Origin of the sequence: Yoonia sp. 208BN28-4, assembly GCF_037543925.1 — a bacterium.
Taxonomy (GTDB): domain Bacteria; phylum Pseudomonadota; class Alphaproteobacteria; order Rhodobacterales; family Rhodobacteraceae; genus Yoonia.
In genome coordinates this window covers 967,762-984,010 of record NZ_JBBIFY010000001.1, presented here as the reverse complement: position 1 = coordinate 984,010, position 16,249 = coordinate 967,762, and the positions used below count along the sequence as shown (strand labels likewise).

Genomic DNA, 16,249 nt, shown 5'->3' with positions numbered 1-16,249 from the left:
CAAAACAACTCAATCGACATGTCTTACTCTTGCGCCATCAGGATCTGCTTCCAGATCGCCACTTCGTCATAAAGCGCAAATTCACGGCGCAGGCCAACGCCGTCGTTGCCGTAAGGGCCAAACTCGGCGTGGCACATGCCCATCACGTGGACATTCGCACCCGTTGGTTTGCCAAAAGCGCCCCAGCCGGAATGCGTGCCGTCGAGCGACCAGCGCACAGCAGCGCGTGGCGAAAGCATGTTGCCCTCCATGCCAATCTGGTGGTGAATTTTGAAGGTCGCGTCAGGAAAGGACGACCGAAGGCCCACCCAGAACTCCATGCAGCCTTCGCGGCCCAGCGATGTGACTGCACCTGCATATTCACCGATCACCGCACGGTCAAAATCGCGGTTAATCGTGGTGAAGTCGTGATCCATGATGCGCGTCAGGATGTCTGCGTAACGCTGGCCCCATTCATTGTCGTTGCCGGTGCCCTTGTAGTCACCCTCCACGTCGATGGCGGGGGTGAAAACGGGGGACGCGTTGGACACGCCGCCTTCGATCTCGATGATTTTGGCGGCGTAGTCTTCGGGCAGCATGCCCAGCTGCCGCACGATGCCGCCGTAGTCGCGGATCAGCCATTCGTCGTAGATCGTGTCGCTCTTGGCGGCGCAATCCGCGATGACACGCACGGCCCATTTTTTGCCCGACGCGGGGCCAAACTGGCCGTCGCGCGTGTGCGTGGCTTTGGTCAGCAGGCGGTGGGACGACAGATAACCTGTGTCCTCGTCACCGGACCAGATCACGTCCTCGCCCAGCAACTCACGATCCGGAAATTCGTTGATCGTGGCCATCGTCGAGGCGATGACCGCCTTATTGCCCTTTTGCACACCCATGGGAGAGCGGACGGGGATATCCTCGGCGTAGTAGTGGTGCAGCGTCGAGACGCCACGGTCCTCCCAAATCTCTTTGGTGATGCCGATGATGTAATCGGGAAAATCTTTCCAGCGGTTGGAAAAGCCCTTCATTGTTTTGGTCCTTTGGGTGTGAGGGTGGTGCCGCGCGTAATGAGCGGACCGTCGAATTCAATACGGCGGGGGGCAATTTCGCCCTGCGCGATTTGGGCGAGCAGCATATCCAGCGTGGCGTCGACCATCCGGTTCAAGGGCTGTCGCACGGTGCTGAGCGAAAACGCAGGCCAAGCGGCCAGTGGGACATCGTCGTAGCCGATGACAGCCACATCCTGCGGCACGCGCAGGCCAAGTTCGTGGCGCAGCGTATCCAAGACAGCAAAGGCCATATGGTCGTTGCCGACAAAGATCGCGTCAGGTGGATCGCTGCGCGCCATCAGATCGCGGGTGACCTGTGCTGCGATGCTCCGATCATAGTGACCGTCGATCACCGCCAATGGTTTCATCCCCGCTGCAGCCAGCCCTTCGGCAAAACCACGTGCGCGATCGCGGCCCGTGGATGATCCGGCCCAGCCCGCGATATGGGCGATGCGTTTGTGCCCGCAGCTGACGAAGAACTCCGCCACCTTGCGCCCGCCAGCCACATTGGCAGAGGTGACGGACCCAACGGCCGCATCATCCTGTCCACGGTTGAACATGACCACGGGAATACCCGCCGTCTCGCACCGGGCAGTCAGATCGTTGGTCATGCCGACAGAGGCGGTGATGATGCCATCGACCTGATAGTCGAGCAAATCCGAGATCACCTCGGCGATGCGGTCCTGCGCGTTGGAGGACGTGAAAACAAGGATGTGGTAGCCTTGCGCTTGCAACGCATTGGACAAGCGTTCGAGCGCCAAGGGATAAAACTGGTTGTCGAGGTAGGCCACCACAAGACCGATGATCCGGCTTTTTCCGGTGATCATGGCGCGGGCCATCATGTTGGGGCGGTAGCCAAGTTCGGTTGCGGCCTTTTTGACCTTGGCCACCGTCTTGGCGCTGGCCGATGCGCCCGGCGTAAAGACCCGGGAGACAGCCGATTGCGACACCCCTGCCCTTTGGGCCACTTGCAGCGATGTGATCTTTTCGGTTTGCATCACTCGGCCGTCCAGCCGCCGTCGATCAGCAGGTGCGTACCGGTCATCAAGGCAGAGGCATCAGAGGCGAGGTAAACCACCGGTCCCATCATATCGGTGACTTCGCCCACACGGCCCAGCTTGATCTTTTCCATCAGCCAGGCAACGCGATCGGGGTTCGAGAACGTGGGTTCGGTCAATGGTGTGCGCACAAAGGTCGGACAGATCGTGTTGACGCGGATGCCCTGCTTGCCCCACTCGATCGCCATGGCTTTGGTAAAGCCTTCAACGGCGTGTTTGGTGGCGCAGTAGACCGCGCGGTCAATGCCGCCCACATGAGCCATCTGGGACGAGATGTTGATCAGGCTGCCGGGTTTGCCAGCGGCAATCAGGCCGCGTGCCACAGCTTGGGTCAGGAAATACGCGCCTTTGATATTCAGGTCGGCAACCGCGTCAAAATCCTGTTCCGTGGTTTCTGTGGCCGGTGAATGGATTGCCAGACCGGCGGAATTCACAAGGATGTCGTAGGGGCCTGTCTTGTCGACCTCTTGCGTGGTCGCCGCGACATTTGCCACGTCGAGGGTCAGTGCGGTGGCCTGCATGCCAGCGGCCTGCATTTGGGTGACCGCATCGTTGAGTTTGCCTGCGGATCGGGCGGCCAGAGTGACCTCTGCACCCGCCTCGCCCAAAGCCACAGCGCAGGCCAGACCGATGCCGGATGACGCGCCCGCGACCAAAGCCCGCTTGCCATTAAGGCGGAAGGACGGGGTTTGGGGCAGTGTCATGGGGCGGTCCTTTTTGGGTAGGTGCCGGAGTTTAACTTTTATGCCTCCGGCGGGAGTGTATTTGGCAAAATGATACGCGCTATTCGGCGGCGTCCTTGTAGGGGGCCGGGCCGCCGTAAGGGACGTTCAGGCCACCATAGCGGCGGACACGGACGTTGCATTGTTCGGCGTGACCAACGAAGCCTTCGAGCAGGCACAGGCGGGAGCCGTATGCACCGATATCGGCGGCAGCCTCGTCAGTGGTGATCTTTTGATAGCTGTGGGTTTTCAGGTACTTGCCGACCCAGAGGCCACCTGTGTAACGGCCCGCCTTTTTGGTGGGCAGGGTGTGGTTGGTGCCGATCACCTTGTCACCGTTGGCCACGTTCGTGCGCGGGCCAAGGAAGAGCGCGCCGTAGCAGGTCATATGCTCGAGGAACCAGTCGTCGCGGTCGGTCATCACCTGCACGTGCTCTGACGCGATGTCGTCGGCGACTTGCAGCATTTCGTCGTAGGTGTCGCAGACGATTACCTCGCCGTAGTCTTCCCAGCTTTTACGGGCAGTGTCGGCGGTGGGGATGATTTCGAGGATGCGGTCAATTTCGGTGAGGGTCTCATTGGCCAGCTTCTCGGAATTGGTGAGCAGCACGGCGGGCGAGTTGTAGCCGTGTTCGGCCTGGCCCAGCAGGTCTGTCGCGCAAAGCTCGCCGTCGGCGGCGGTTTCATCCGCGATGACCATGGTTTCGGTCGGACCTGCGAAGAGGTCGATGCCCACGCGGCCAAAGAGCTGGCGTTTCGCTTCGGCCACGAAGGCGTTGCCGGGGCCGACGAGCATGTGCACGGGGTCAATGGTTTCTGTGCCGATGGCCATCGCGCCAATCGCCTGAATACCGCCCATGACGTAAATTTCGTGCGCACCGCCCAAGTGCATTGCGGCGATCACGGCGGGGTTCGGCTCGCCTTTGAACGGCGGGGTGCAGGCGATGATGCGCGGGACCTTGGCAACGGAAGCGGTGGCGACGGACATGTGCGCGGAGGCCACCATCGGGAATTTGCCGCCCGGCACGTAGCAGCCCACGGATTGCACGGGGATATTCTTGTGGCCGAGGATCACACCGGGCATGGTCTCAACCTCGATATCCAGCATGCTGTCGCGTTGGGCCTGGGCAAAGTTACGGACCTGTTCCTGCGCGAATTTCAGATCGGCCATATCGCGGTCGGACACCTTGGCGATCAGGGCCTGAATTTCATCGTCGGTCAGGCGGTAGCTGTCGCGATCATAGCTGTCGAACTTGTTGGACATCTCGCGCACGGCCGCGTCGCCCTTGGTTTCGATCTCTTTCAGGCCCGCCTCGACGATGGCGCGCACCTTGCTGTCGTCTTCGGCGCGGTCAGCTTCGGAACGGGCGGTTTTCAGGTGACGGATCGTCATAAAGCTAGGTCCTTTATCAGTGGCGGTGGCGCGCGGTCAGGCCGCGTCAGCACGGATCATTTGGGCCGCGCGATGACCGATCATCATCGACGGCGCGTTTGTATTGGCAGAGGTGATGGCGGGCATGACAGAGGCGTCAGCGACCCACAGATTTTGTAGGCCCCGCACGGCAAGGCGCGGGGTAACGGGCGCATCGCCCTGCCCCATCCGCAGGGTGCCGACAGGGTGGTAGGCGGTGCCGCAGTGCGCCAGGATATAGTCGCGGATCGCGGCATCGTCGTTGATATCGGGGCCGGGGTGGCCCTCGGTGCCGTTAATGCCAGCCTCTTTGATCAGGGTGCGCAGGCGTTTGATGCCAGCGACCATAAGGTCAAGATCGGCAGGATCCGACAGCAGGTTGAAGTCGATGCTGACCCCCTGATCTGTCAGGCGCAACGCTCCGCGCGATTTGGGGCGACACACGCAAACATCGGCAAAAAAGCCGGTGCCGGGGGCGTAGCGGCTGCCTTTCCAGTTCATAAAGAACGGGATGAAATGGGTCTGCACTGTGGGCGTCGCGTCGGTGCCGTGCGCGTTGAAGAACATGCCGCCCTCAACCGTGGGAGAGGACAGGATACCGTTGCGGCGAAACAGGAAATTCAGCGGTGACAGCGCCCATGCGGCGGCTTGCTTGAGCGCAATGCCATAGCCTTCACCGGTGAAGTGAAGGCCTGCGCCGGGGTGGTCATGCAGGTTGGCACCGATACCCGCGTTGTCTTTCACAAGCGCGATGCCCTGCGCGGCAAGATCGGCGGCGGGGCCAACGCCAGATTGCAAGAGGATCGTTGGAGAGCCGATGGCACCGGCAGACAGAACGATGCCGCGTTTGGCCGTCAGATGGGTGCCGTCTGTGAAATTTACGGTGCGGGCGGTGTGACCATCAAACCCGAGGCGCTGCACCTCGCGTCCGGTCAAGACTGTCACGCCTTTGGCCTGCGCCGGACGCAGGAAGGCATCAGCGGCAGACCAGCGGCGACCATTGCGCATGTTGAAACGGAACACGCCGCCGCTTTCGCGTTCGGGCGTGGGGTTGGTGGGCGTGTTGGCTCCGAAGAGACGCGACAGTTTGCGCACCATAGGGTGCGGATTGCGCATCTCGGACGGGGTTAGCCGGGCTTCGACCTCCTGAAATGCGGGCTCCACGTCGGACCATGCCCAGCCGGGCACTTGCCAGTTGTCGAAGTCGTCGGCGCGCCCCCGGAACCAGACCATCGAGTTGATCGAGCCTGACCCGCCAAGCATCTTGCCACGCGGGATATTGATCTGACGTCCGCCAAGTGCGGCTTGCGGTGCGGATTTGAAGCGCCAGTCACGTTTGGACCCCATCAGCCAGATCAGGCCAAATGGCATCTTGATGAACGGATGAGCATCGCTGCCGCCCGCTTCGACCACAGCGACAGAGCCTGCGTCCGCCAATCCGGCAGCCACGGCGCATCCGGCAGAGCCTGCCCCGATGACGATAAAATCATATGCGGGCGCGCTGGCCATGTTTCAGAGCCGCTCGCCCGACTTGGCGTCAAACAGATGGCAGATCTCGGCTGGGATATGGGCGCTGACCGGATCACCGATATGCGTGCGGTATTCCTTGCCCGATTTGACCGAGATGATCGTGCCGCCGGCCTTCATCGTGACCATCGTGGCCTCGCCCAGCAATTCAAGCGAATAGACCTTGGAATTCGCCTCGGCATGTGTGTCGGCAACGGTGGCATCCTCGGCGCGGAAGCCGAGTGTGACGGGACCGTTGTGTGTGGATGACAGGCCAGAGATTGTGATCTTGTCGGCGGTGAAGGTGCCGTTTTCCAGCGTGCCGTCGATCAGGTTCATAGCAGGCGACCCGATGAAGCCCGCAACAAATGTATTGGCCGGATTGTCGTAGATTTCCGTGGGCGTGCCAACCTGCTGCACCAATCCCGCGCTCATCACCACAACGCGGTCGGCGAGTGTCATCGCCTCAATCTGGTCGTGGGTCACGTAGATGGTGGTGGTTTTCAGTTCGTGGCTCAGGTTCTTGATCTGCGCGCGGGTCGACACCCGCAGCTTTGCGTCGAGGTTCGACAGCGGCTCGTCCATCAGGAACACGTTGGGTTCACGCACAACGGCACGGGCAAGCGCCACGCGCTGACGCTGACCACCGGAAAGCTCGGCAGGCTTGCGGTGCAGGAAGTCGTCAAGCTCTACCATGGCAGAGGCACGCGCCACGCGGTCCGCATGTTCAGATTGCGGCACCTTGCGCACCTTGAGCGGGAAGCGGATGTTTTCGTAGACGTTCATATTGGGGTAAAGCGCGTATGACTGGAACACCATCGCCACGTCGCGGTCCTTGGGATCAAGGTCGTTGATCCGCTTGCCGTCCACCAGAATGTCGCCGCTTGTGGCATCTTCCAGACCCGCAATCATGCGCATCGTCGTGGTCTTGCCGCAGCCCGACGGCCCGAGCAACACAAGGAATTCCTGATCCGCGATCGTCAGGTTAAAGTCGTGGACACCGACAAAGCTGCCCCAGCGTTTCGTCACATTGCGCAACTGAATCTCGGCCATAAGGGCATCCTTTTTGCATACGTTTGCAAAATCCTGCCGCGAATCCTTTTTTCTGGCAAGCCCCTTTTTTCATTGATGCATATATATTTGCTTTTTGCAGGAAAACACTTGTCATGGCGGGTTGGCGCAGGGTTAACTTGCAATCGTATGCAACGGTTGCGCGATTCGCGCGAACGTCAGACTATGAAGCGGTGCCGGTGAAACGGCGCACAACACCAAGGCGCGGGACCCCGGGCCGACGCAAGAAAGAACTGGGAGGTTCATTCAAAATGAAAATGTTCAAAACTGCCGCAATGGGAACAGTATTTGCTGTTCTGAGCGGAACCACCGCAATGGCCGACGGCCACGCCTGTGCGATCGACGCCGGCCGCGTGAATATCGTTGGTAACGAATTCCCTGCGATCCAGTCTGTCGCTGCCGCAGCACTTGAGTGTGCATCGGGCGCTGAAGAGGCTGCATCGAACCTCACATCCGAGCACCAGACCATCAACGTGGCTGGTATGACAGGTAATCCCGCAGAATACACATCTGCCGTGATTGCCAACTCGTCCATTGTGGCGCTGATCAACGAAGACGTGATCCGCCCGCTTGACGATCTGATCGCGGAATATGGTCAGGACATCCCTGCCCGCCAGCTGATCACAATCGACGGCAAGGTTATGGCTGTTGCCTTCATGGCAAACGCACAGCACCTTGTGTACCGTTCCGACGTACTTGAGCAGATCGGCGTAGACGTGCCAACGTCCTATGAGGAAGTGCTAGAAGCTGCCGAGATGATCCGTGCCGAAGGCATCATGGAGTATCCTGTGTCCGGTGCGTATGCCGCTGGCTGGAACCTCGCCGAGGAATTCGTGAACATGTATCTGGGCACCGGTGGTGAGTTCTTCACACCCGGCACAGCCGAAGTTTCGATCAACAACGCCCAAGGTGTTGAAGCGCTCGAGATGATGAAGGCGCTGACCGAATACATGAACCCCGACTACCTGACACACGACAGCAACGCTGCTGGCGCTGAGTGGGAAGCCGGTAACGCGGCCCTGATGAACATGTGGGGCAGCCGCACGGGCGTTCTGATGGACGAAGAAGGTGCAGCACCGGAAGTGTATGAAAACACTGTTGCAGGCGGTCCGCTGACCGTTGGCGATAGCGGCGTGCCAGCATCGACACTGTGGTGGGACGGCTGGACCGTGGCCAAGAACGTCAGCGACGAGAGCGCTGCGGCCACATTCCGGGCCCTGGCACACGCCACATCGCCTGCTCTGCTGAACGACGAGACAATGTCTCAGGCGGTTTGGCTGATGGACGGCTTTGAAGCACAGCCTGTCAACGAAGGCGTGCTGGCAACAGTGGCTGCGGGTGCAAACCCATATCCAATGCTGCCTTTCATGGGCCTGCTGCACACAGCACTTGGCGACAACATCGCTGACTACCTGCAAGGCAACGAAAGCGCCGAGCAGGCACTGATGGACATCGAAGCAGCCTATACTGCTGCCGCGACCGAGCAGGGCTTCCTGCAGTAAGACCATCCACTCACGGTTGGGGAGGGTTTCGGCCCTCCCCGCCACACCAAAACGCACTGCCGCATCACAAGCGCGAACAGGTGGGACCCTGATATGAAGCACAAGACATTTTTCTGGTTCGTCCTGCCATCCGCGCTTTTGATGCTGCTGTTTATCGCGATGCCGATCGTGTCGATCGTCACACAGTCGCTTTACACCGCCCACGAGCAGGTCATCGTCACCGTCGAAAACTGCGGCCCGTTCGGATGCACGCAAGAACAGTCGGTCGATCAGGAAGCCACCCAAGCGCTGAAAGAGGCAGAGCCCTTGGGCCAGTTTGCGGGTCTCAATATCTACAAAGACCGCAACCACCTTGCCTTTGATGAAGTCGGCGAGGCGTGGCGCACCACAGAAGGCTTTGCCGAGTTTGGCAGCCGTCTGATGAACCTGCCGTTCTATGACGCGATGGCGTTCACGATGACTTACGTGATTATCGTGACACCGCTGACGATTGTGCTGGGCTTTATCATCGCCATTGCCATCAATTCGGTTGCGCGCATGTGGCGCGGGCCAACGATCTTTTTCTCGCTGCTGCCGTTTATCGTGACGCCGCTGGTCGGGTCGCTTGTGCTGTTCTGGATGGTGGACGCACGCGGTATTCTGGGCACCGGCCTGCAATGGCTTGCCAACGATCCGAACCTGTCGGTGAAGGCGTCAACGCCGCTGATGTGGATCATGCTGATGGTTTACGGCGTCTGGCACTCTGCCCCGTTTGCCTTTGTCGTGTTTTACGCGGGCCTGCAAACGGTCAGCACCGATACGCTGGAGGCGGCACAGATCGACGGGGCCAGCCGGTGGGAGCGTATCCGCTATGTCGTGATCCCGCACCTGATGCCGTTGACCACATTCGTGGCGCTGATCCAGCTGATGGATAACTTCCGCGTCTTTGAACCCATCGTGTCGTTCAGCGCGCAGGCACACGCCAATTCGCTGTCCACCGCGATCTTCAACGATCTGGGCGGCGAAACACGTTTGCTGTCCTCGGCAGCCGCGACATCTGTTCTGACGATCATCGGCGTGGGTATCTTGCTGACACCTGTTCTGATCCGCACATGGCGCGACTTTGGCGCCCCCAAGCACTAATCGGCCTTTAGTAAAAAGAGACGCATATCATGTCCGCAGCTACAAAACGCCCGCTGAGTGTCCGGTTCCTTGCCACATCGTTCATGATGCTGTGGCTGATTGTAGCGGCTTTCCCGTTCATGTGGACCCTGTGGGGATCGTTCAAAGTTGAAGGCGACTTCTTTTCCAAGGCCGACTGGATGCAGTCGCTGCGCGGCACGCTGACAATTGTAGAAACGGGCGGGTCATTCACCGGACAAGGCTACTACGGCGCATGGGTGCAAGAAGAATTCTGGCGCTCGGCCCTGAATACCGTGATCGTGTGCTTCTTTGTTGTGACCATCTCGCTCACTTGCGGGACGCTGGGCGGCTATGCGCTGTCACGCTCGACCAATCGCTATGCGTTCTGGTTTCTGCTGTTTGCGCTGATGTTCCGCGCCACGCCGCCGATCACGCTTGTTTCGGGCTATCTGTTGCCGTTCTTTGAGTGGAACCTCTGGGGCCACCTGAGCACGACGATTGTGGTGCTTGTGGCGATCAACCAGCCGTTCACGCTGTGGATGCTGACATCGTTCTTCCGCAACATCCCCAAGGATCTGGACGAAAGCGCGATGGTGGATGGCTGTAACCGTTTTCAGGCGTTCCGCCATGTCATCATCCCGGTCATGTGGCCTGGCGTAATTACGACAGGTCTGTTCAGCTTCCTGCTGGCCTATAACGACTTTGCGGTGACCACCCTGCTGCTGACCAAGGAAAACCACACGATGGTGCCCAAGCTGGTGTCGTTCCTTGGCACCACGCAGACCAAGGGCAATGTGATGTTTGCCGTGGCGGGTGCGGTGTCGATTGTAGCGCCGATCTTTGTGATGATCATGTTCTTCCAGCGGCAGATCGTGTCGGGCCTCACAGCGGGTGCCGTCAAAGGCTAGTGCAAACCATCAAAGGCAATCCAAGAATGGCATTTCAAGACGCCAAAGCAGTGGTGCGCGCGCATCATGCGTCCATCGGCCAAGCAGACGCCAGCACCATTGGTGCGGCATTGGCCGCTCATACATCTGCCGATTGGCACTGGCGCGGGATGCATCCGTTTTACGAACAACACGGGGCCGCTGCCGTCGCCGATAGCTTTTGGCAGCCGTTCCTGACGGCCATGTCATCGGTTCAACGGCGCGAGGATATCTTCTTTGCGGGCGAAAACGGGCCATCACATGCGCCCGGTGTCTGGGTCGTGTCGATGGGGCATCTGATGGGCCTTTTGGACAAACCGTTCCTGTGCATCCCTGCCACGCGCAAGCTGACGATGCTGCGTTACGCTGAATTCAATCGCGTCAAGGACGGCAAGATCGTTGAAACGGCGATGTTCTTTGACCTGATCCACATGATGCATCAGGCGGGTTTGCGCCCCCTGCCCCCGCAAACAGCGCAACACCTGATTCAGCCCGGACCGCGCACCCATGACGGTCTGCTGAATGATGCACAAGACAAGGCCGAGGGGCAAAAGACCCTGCGCCTGATCGAAAAGATGATCGGTGACATTGCCGCCAACTCCAACTCGGTCGAAAATGCAGCCCCGCGCGACGCCACCCCGCAGGATGAATTGCGACGCTGCTGGACTGACGACATGTGCTGGTGGGGGCCTGACGGGATCGGGGCGACCTTTACCATCGATCGCTATATCGAACAGCACCAGCGCCCCTTCCGCACCCAAAACGCAGAGCGCGAATTTTTCGGCCACAAGGCACGACTGGCCGAGGGCAACTATGGCGGCTTTTTCGGCTGGGCGAACCTTTCCGTGCTGCCGTTGGGCGGCTATCTGGGCCTGCCCGCCGGACCACGCGCGGAAATGCGGGTCGTGGATATCTATCGGCGCGAGGGCGACAAATTGGCGGAAAACTGGATTTTTATCGACATCCTTCATTTCCTGAAACAGCAGGGATTGGATGTGATCGCGCGGATCGAAGCTACTGCGGGATAACGTCCCGCCCTTGGGCAAAGCGCAGGATATCGTCGTAGACATCGGGCCGCGTAAAAAACAGCAGGTGCCCCTGATCGGGATAGCCGTAGACTGGCACGTCACCCACCTGATCGGCAAATTCCAGCGTTTGCGCGGTGGAAAACACGCGGTCATTCAGCCCCACAAAGAACGCGACGGGGATATCGCCCAGATCAAGATCATCGGGCAGTTCCCAATTGGGCAAGGCCAGCACGTGTGAAATGGCCAGCACGGGGTCGAGTTTCACGTAAATCTTTTCGCCCTCTGCGATGTCGCGCTCCAGCCTGTCAGCAAAGGCCGGATCGTCAAAGGCAGCGGGTCCGTAAAGCAGGCCTGCCCAGAACCGTTCCCAGATCTTTGATTGATCAAGCGTTCCCGTAGCGATCACGGCGCGGGCGATGTCTTGCAAACCGCGCAGGGCCGTCGGCACGCCGCCACCGTATTCGACAGCCGTGGACATGGCCGCGATGCGCACGCGTTCCGGATTGTCGATCTGATCGGCGGCCAGCAGTGCGACAGGCCCGCCAGTGGAATAGCCGATCAGCGCGATGTCTTTGTCAGGGTAGCGGTTGGCAAAGGTGGCCACGCGGGCGGCTGCACTTTCGGGCGTCAGGCGATGATCCAGCGGGAGATCGTCCAGACCGGGATAGCGGTAGAAAACGCGGGCAAATCCCGCATCAGCAAACTGGTCGGTGTCATCAAAGATATTCACCGATGACAGCACACCGGGAATAAAGATCGCCAGTTTGTCAGCCTGCGCCACCTCGGTCGCGTCAAAGCGCAACGGGTCTTGCGGGCTTTGATCGGTGTAGGGAATGCCGAAACAACCTGTCAGGACGATCAGAAATAGGGGAATAAGGCGGCGCATGGGCGTCACGCTACTTGCGCGGGGGCTGCGGTCAAGGCGGGTCACCCCACGTCGGTCTTTCCCCGCCTGTCGTGGCGCAGGTTGGCGTAAAGCACATGGTTGCGCCAGCGTCCGTTGATTTGCAGGTAGGATTGCGCCACGCCTTCGTATTTGTAGCCACACTGTTCCAACAGGCGGCGGGATGGCGTGTTTTCGGGCAGGCACCCTGCCTCGATCCGGCTGAGGTCGAGCGTTTCAAAGGCGTAATGCACCACCGCCTTGATCGCCTCGCGCATGTAGCCGGACCGCGCGTGCGGTTGACCGATCCAGTATCCGGTGGTGCCAGCTTGCGCAGGGCCGCGGCGGATATGATCAAGCGTAATCGCGCCCAGCAAAGCCTGATCTTCGCGGCGGATCAGGAAAAGTGGCAGGGCCGTGCCGCCGCTGATAGCGCGCTGCGCCCAGTAGACACGGTTGGTAAACGCCTTGCGCGTCAGGTGGTCACGCGCCCATGTGGGCTCCCACGGGGACAGGAAATCGCGGCTTTCCTGACGCATGGCTGTCCAGGGGCGGAAATCGGCGTGGACAGGTGGACGGAGCGTCAAACGCTCTGTCTCGATCCTGACCTTGCGCCGCGCCCCCAGCATCAGGCGACCATCCGTGCTTTCAGTTCGTCCAGCGTCGGCGCGGCGTCCGCCGGACCATAGACCGCCAGCGCGGTGCCAGCCTTGCCAGCGGTGTCTGCGGCAAAGATTTTCACGTCGCCGGTTGTGACAGCATCAATACGTTCAATGGTTTCGTCCAGACCGGGGATGCGGCCCCAGATCGACAGCAAACGCGCCAGACGCTCGGCGCGGTTCGACGGGCTTTCCAGCCCCATCAGCAAACCGGCTTTCATCTGCGCGCGGGCGCGGGCCACCTCGGCTGCGGTCATATCATCGGCGGCGCGTTTCATCTCGTCGATGGTGAGGTTGGCAAGCTGTTCGATCTGATCGGCAGATGTGCCGGCGTAGATCGTGGTCAGCCCCGTGTCTTCGTAGGCACCAGCCTGCGCAAAGATCGTATAGCACAACCCGTGCTTTTCGCGGACCTCTTGGAACAGACGGGAGGACATGCCGCCGCCCATGGCAGAGGCGTAGATTTGCGCAGTGTAAATCGCTGGATCGCGGTAGTCTGGCCCCTCAAGCGCCATGGCGAAATGGACCTGCTCAAGGTCCTTGATCTCGCGCCGCTCTCCCCCGCCGAAGGTGGCGGGTTGGATCAATGCGGGTGGTGTGACGGCTGGCAAATGCCCGAACAGCGCTTCGGCCTGTTTCACGATTTCATCGTGGTCGACGGCACCAGCGGCAGATAGGATCATCTGGTTTGGGCCATAGTGTTCACCCACGAAAGTCTTGAGGTCGTCGCGGTTGAATGACGTCACCCGCTCTGTCGCGCCAAGGATCGTGCGGCCAAGCGCCTGATCGGGATAGGCCGCCTCTTGCAGCCAGTCGAAAACAATATCGTCGGGCGTGTCTGCGGCCTGACCGATCTCTTGCAAGATCACGCCACGCTCCACCTCGATCTCGGCGGGGTCAAAGACGGGGTTCAGTAGGATGTCGGAAATCACATCAAGGCCAAGCGCCACGTCATCTTCCAGCACACGCGCGTAAAAGGCGGTCATCTCGCGGCTGGTGTAGGCGTTGATGTAGCCGCCCACGTCCTCGATGGATTCGGCAATCTGCAATGCGCTGCGCGTCTTGGTGCCCTTGAATGCCATATGCTCAAGAAAATGCGCAATGCCGTTCTGTTCAACCCGCTCGTGACGGCCACCCGCCTGCACCCAGATCCCGATAGAGGCGGATTTCAGGCCGGGCATATGCTCTGTCACAATGCGGAAGCCGTTGGACAGGGTGTGCAGTGCGATGGTCAATTGGCGATCCGTTCTTTGATGGTCTTTTGAAGTGCCGACAGGTCATTGGCGACCCGTGTGACGCGTTCTTCACGGTCATACAGGTCCGCCATGCGCGGGGGAAGCGGTGCCGCGACGCCACTGGCCGCTTTTACGGCGTCAGGGAATTTCGCGGGGTGTGCTGTGGCGAGCGTGATCATGGGAGTTGCGCCAAGGTGCTTTTCGGCGACGTGGGTGCCGACGGCGGTGTGCGGGCAAAGCAGTTCGCCGTGGTTGGCAAGATAGGTTTTGATCGCGGCGGAGGTTTCTTCTTCCGACGCGCGACCGGATTTGAAGGTGTCTTTCAGCATTTGATAAGCACCTTGAGAGATGGTGAAACCGCCACCTTTCAGGTCGTCCATCTGGGAGGCGACTGTCGCGCCATCTTGGTCGTAGGCGTAGAACAGGGCGCGTTCAAAATTGCTGGAGACTTGGATATCCATCGACGGGCTGATCGTGGGGGTCACGCCCTCTTTGGTATAAGCACCCGTTTCCAGCGTGCGGTGCAGGATGTCGTTTTGGTTGGTCGCGACCACGAGGTCCTTGATCGGCAGGCCCATTTGCTGCGCGATGTAGCCCGCGAAGATGTCGCCGAAATTACCTGTGGGCACGGTGAACGACACCTCGCGGTGCGGTGCGCCAAGCGACACGGCGGAGGAGAAGTAATACACCACCTGCGCTAGCACCCGGCCCCAGTTGATCGAGTTCACGCCCGCCAGTTTCACGTCCTCGCGGAAGGTGAAGTCGTTGAACATGTCTTTCACCGCAGCTTGGCAATCGTCGAAGTCGCCATCGACAGCCAACGCGTGCACGTTGGATTCGGATGGTGTGGTCATCTGGCGGCGCTGCACTTCGGAGACACGGCCATGCGGGAAGAGGATGAAGACGTCGACGTTATCCAGGCCACGGAATGCCTCGATCGCGGCAGAGCCTGTGTCGCCCGATGTGGCACCCACGATTGTCACGCGGTCACCGGAGCGGGAGAGGGCCGCCTGGAACATCTGGCCGATGAGCTGCATCGCGAAGTCTTTGAACGCCAGCGTGGGGCCGTGGAAAAGCTCCAGCAGGAAGTGGTTGCTATCCAGTTGCACCAGCGGCGCGCGGGCGGCGTGGCCGAAACCGGCGTAGGCGTTGGCGATCAGTTTGCGGAATGCGTCGTCGGTAAAGGTGTCCCCGATAAAGGGGCTCATGACGGTGAAGGCGATATCTTCGTATGTCTGGCCCGCCATCGCGGCGATCTGGTCCGTCGTCAGCGTTGGAATGGATTCGGGCAGGTAAAGGCCACCGTCGCGGGCCAGACCAGTCAGCATCGCCTGTTCAAACGTCAAAACGGGCGCAGTGCCACGGGTGGAGATATAGCGCATGTCAGGCGTCCTTTGCACGGATGCGGGTGATCAAAAACAGGCTCATCATCGCCCAGACAAGAGCAAGCGAGAACCATGTGATCGCATAATTGAGATGGTCGTTTTTCACAACGCTGGTGTCGAGCGGGAGCGGCACAAACGGCATGGATTGCAACGGCGACACAAGACGGGTGACATCATAGGTGCGCGCGATGACCATAATCGGATCAGTCTTCAACGCCACTGACATATCAGGCACATCGCGGGCAAACCAGATGCCGGACGGGTCCGGTTCTGGGGTCCAGTCGTCTTTGTCATCAGGCCAGTGCAAGTTACCTGTGATATCAAGATAGCGGACGTGCATCGGCTGGCGGCCAAGCTGGTCCAGCGGAACCCACCCCATGTCCACAAGAATCGTCGCGCTGTCCGTTTCCAGCGCCTGAATATAGCGGTAGCCGGGGCCAAGGCCGTCTGGCGTGACCAGCACAAAGACGGGATCGCCGACCAATTCACCGGACACGGTGACAGGGCGATATTTATCGTCAGCCTCGGTCGGGTTGGCAGGCAGGGCCACAGGGGGTGCCGTGATCGTGGCGTCAATCTCGTTGAGGATTTCGGTCTTCCACGCCAGCCGCTGCACCTGCCAGATGCCAAGGCTGACCAGCACAGCGCAGCCCGCGATCCCAAGCAATATCGGAAAGATGATGGTGCGCACCGGAGGCCCCTGAAAAGCGAAA

General features: G+C 60.1%; 15 protein-coding genes. 4 read left to right on the top strand and 11 right to left on the bottom strand.

Annotated features, from left to right (window positions below; all coding sequences use genetic code 11):
* Positions 1-23: 23 nt before the first annotated feature.
* The 6 genes from V8J84_RS04865 to V8J84_RS04840 all read right to left on the bottom strand — a co-directional run bounded on the left by V8J84_RS04865 (position 24) and on the right by V8J84_RS04840 (position 6,778).
* Positions 24-1,007, bottom strand: coding sequence for an ester cyclase (locus tag V8J84_RS04865; protein ID WP_339928553.1), 984 nt, complete (start codon positions 1,005-1,007; stop codon positions 24-26).
* Positions 1,004-2,026, bottom strand: a complete 1,023-nt coding sequence (locus V8J84_RS04860) for a LacI family DNA-binding transcriptional regulator (protein ID WP_339928551.1) — start codon at positions 2,024-2,026, stop codon at positions 1,004-1,006. The genes V8J84_RS04865 and V8J84_RS04860 overlap by 4 nt, the downstream gene beginning before the upstream one ends.
* On the bottom strand, positions 2,026-2,790 hold the full coding sequence (locus tag V8J84_RS04855) for an SDR family NAD(P)-dependent oxidoreductase (RefSeq protein ID WP_339928549.1): 765 nt from the start codon (positions 2,788-2,790) through the stop codon (positions 2,026-2,028). The genes V8J84_RS04860 and V8J84_RS04855 overlap by 1 nt, the downstream gene beginning before the upstream one ends.
* Positions 2,791-2,869: 79 nt before the next feature.
* Positions 2,870-4,201: a histidinol dehydrogenase gene (hisD, locus tag V8J84_RS04850; protein ID WP_339928547.1), complete on the bottom strand. Its 1,332-nt coding sequence runs from the start codon at positions 4,199-4,201 to the stop codon at positions 2,870-2,872.
* 36 nt (positions 4,202-4,237) lie between these two features.
* Positions 4,238-5,728 (bottom strand): GMC family oxidoreductase, encoded by a 1,491-nt coding sequence (locus tag V8J84_RS04845; RefSeq protein WP_339928544.1) that lies wholly within the window; start codon positions 5,726-5,728, stop codon positions 4,238-4,240.
* Positions 5,729-5,731: 3 nt separating this feature from the next.
* Positions 5,732-6,778: an ABC transporter ATP-binding protein gene (locus tag V8J84_RS04840; RefSeq protein WP_339928542.1), complete on the bottom strand. Its 1,047-nt coding sequence runs from the start codon at positions 6,776-6,778 to the stop codon at positions 5,732-5,734.
* 269 nt (positions 6,779-7,047) lie between these two features.
* Here V8J84_RS04840 and V8J84_RS04835 point away from each other — a divergent pair, with 269 nt between their 5' ends.
* From V8J84_RS04835 to V8J84_RS04820, 4 genes are all read left to right on the top strand, one after another.
* Complete coding sequence (locus tag V8J84_RS04835; protein ID WP_339928540.1) at positions 7,048-8,298, top strand: ABC transporter substrate-binding protein; 1,251 nt, start codon at positions 7,048-7,050, stop codon at positions 8,296-8,298.
* A 93-nt stretch (positions 8,299-8,391) separates the two neighbouring features.
* Positions 8,392-9,420, top strand: a complete 1,029-nt coding sequence (locus tag V8J84_RS04830; RefSeq protein ID WP_339928538.1) for a carbohydrate ABC transporter permease — start codon at positions 8,392-8,394, stop codon at positions 9,418-9,420.
* A 29-nt stretch (positions 9,421-9,449) separates the two neighbouring features.
* A complete protein-coding gene (locus tag V8J84_RS04825; RefSeq protein WP_339928536.1) occupies positions 9,450-10,328 on the top strand; it encodes a carbohydrate ABC transporter permease in 879 nt (292 codons plus the stop codon).
* A 26-nt stretch (positions 10,329-10,354) separates the two neighbouring features.
* Positions 10,355-11,374: a nuclear transport factor 2 family protein gene (locus V8J84_RS04820; protein ID WP_339928534.1), complete on the top strand. Its 1,020-nt coding sequence runs from the start codon at positions 10,355-10,357 to the stop codon at positions 11,372-11,374.
* Here V8J84_RS04820 and V8J84_RS04815 read toward each other — a convergent pair.
* From V8J84_RS04815 to V8J84_RS04795, 5 genes are read right to left on the bottom strand one after another with little or no spacing between them, the layout of a single operon-like run.
* Complete coding sequence (locus tag V8J84_RS04815) at positions 11,361-12,260, bottom strand: alpha/beta fold hydrolase (protein WP_339928532.1); 900 nt, start codon at positions 12,258-12,260, stop codon at positions 11,361-11,363. The two genes, V8J84_RS04820 and V8J84_RS04815, sit on opposite strands and share 14 nt — an antisense overlap.
* 41 nt (positions 12,261-12,301) lie before the next feature.
* Positions 12,302-12,886: a GNAT family N-acetyltransferase gene (locus V8J84_RS04810; RefSeq protein WP_339928530.1), complete on the bottom strand. Its 585-nt coding sequence runs from the start codon at positions 12,884-12,886 to the stop codon at positions 12,302-12,304.
* Positions 12,886-14,151 (bottom strand): M16 family metallopeptidase, encoded by a 1,266-nt coding sequence (locus V8J84_RS04805; protein WP_339928528.1) that lies wholly within the window; start codon positions 14,149-14,151, stop codon positions 12,886-12,888. The genes V8J84_RS04810 and V8J84_RS04805 overlap by 1 nt, the downstream gene beginning before the upstream one ends.
* On the bottom strand, positions 14,148-15,533 hold the full coding sequence (gene thrC, locus V8J84_RS04800; protein WP_339928526.1) for a threonine synthase: 1,386 nt from the start codon (positions 15,531-15,533) through the stop codon (positions 14,148-14,150). Before thrC ends, V8J84_RS04805 begins: the two co-directional genes overlap by 4 nt.
* 1 nt (position 15,534) lies before the next feature.
* Positions 15,535-16,227, bottom strand: a complete 693-nt coding sequence (locus V8J84_RS04795; RefSeq protein WP_339928524.1) for an SURF1 family protein — start codon at positions 16,225-16,227, stop codon at positions 15,535-15,537.
* Between the last annotated feature and the right edge of the window lie 22 nt (positions 16,228-16,249).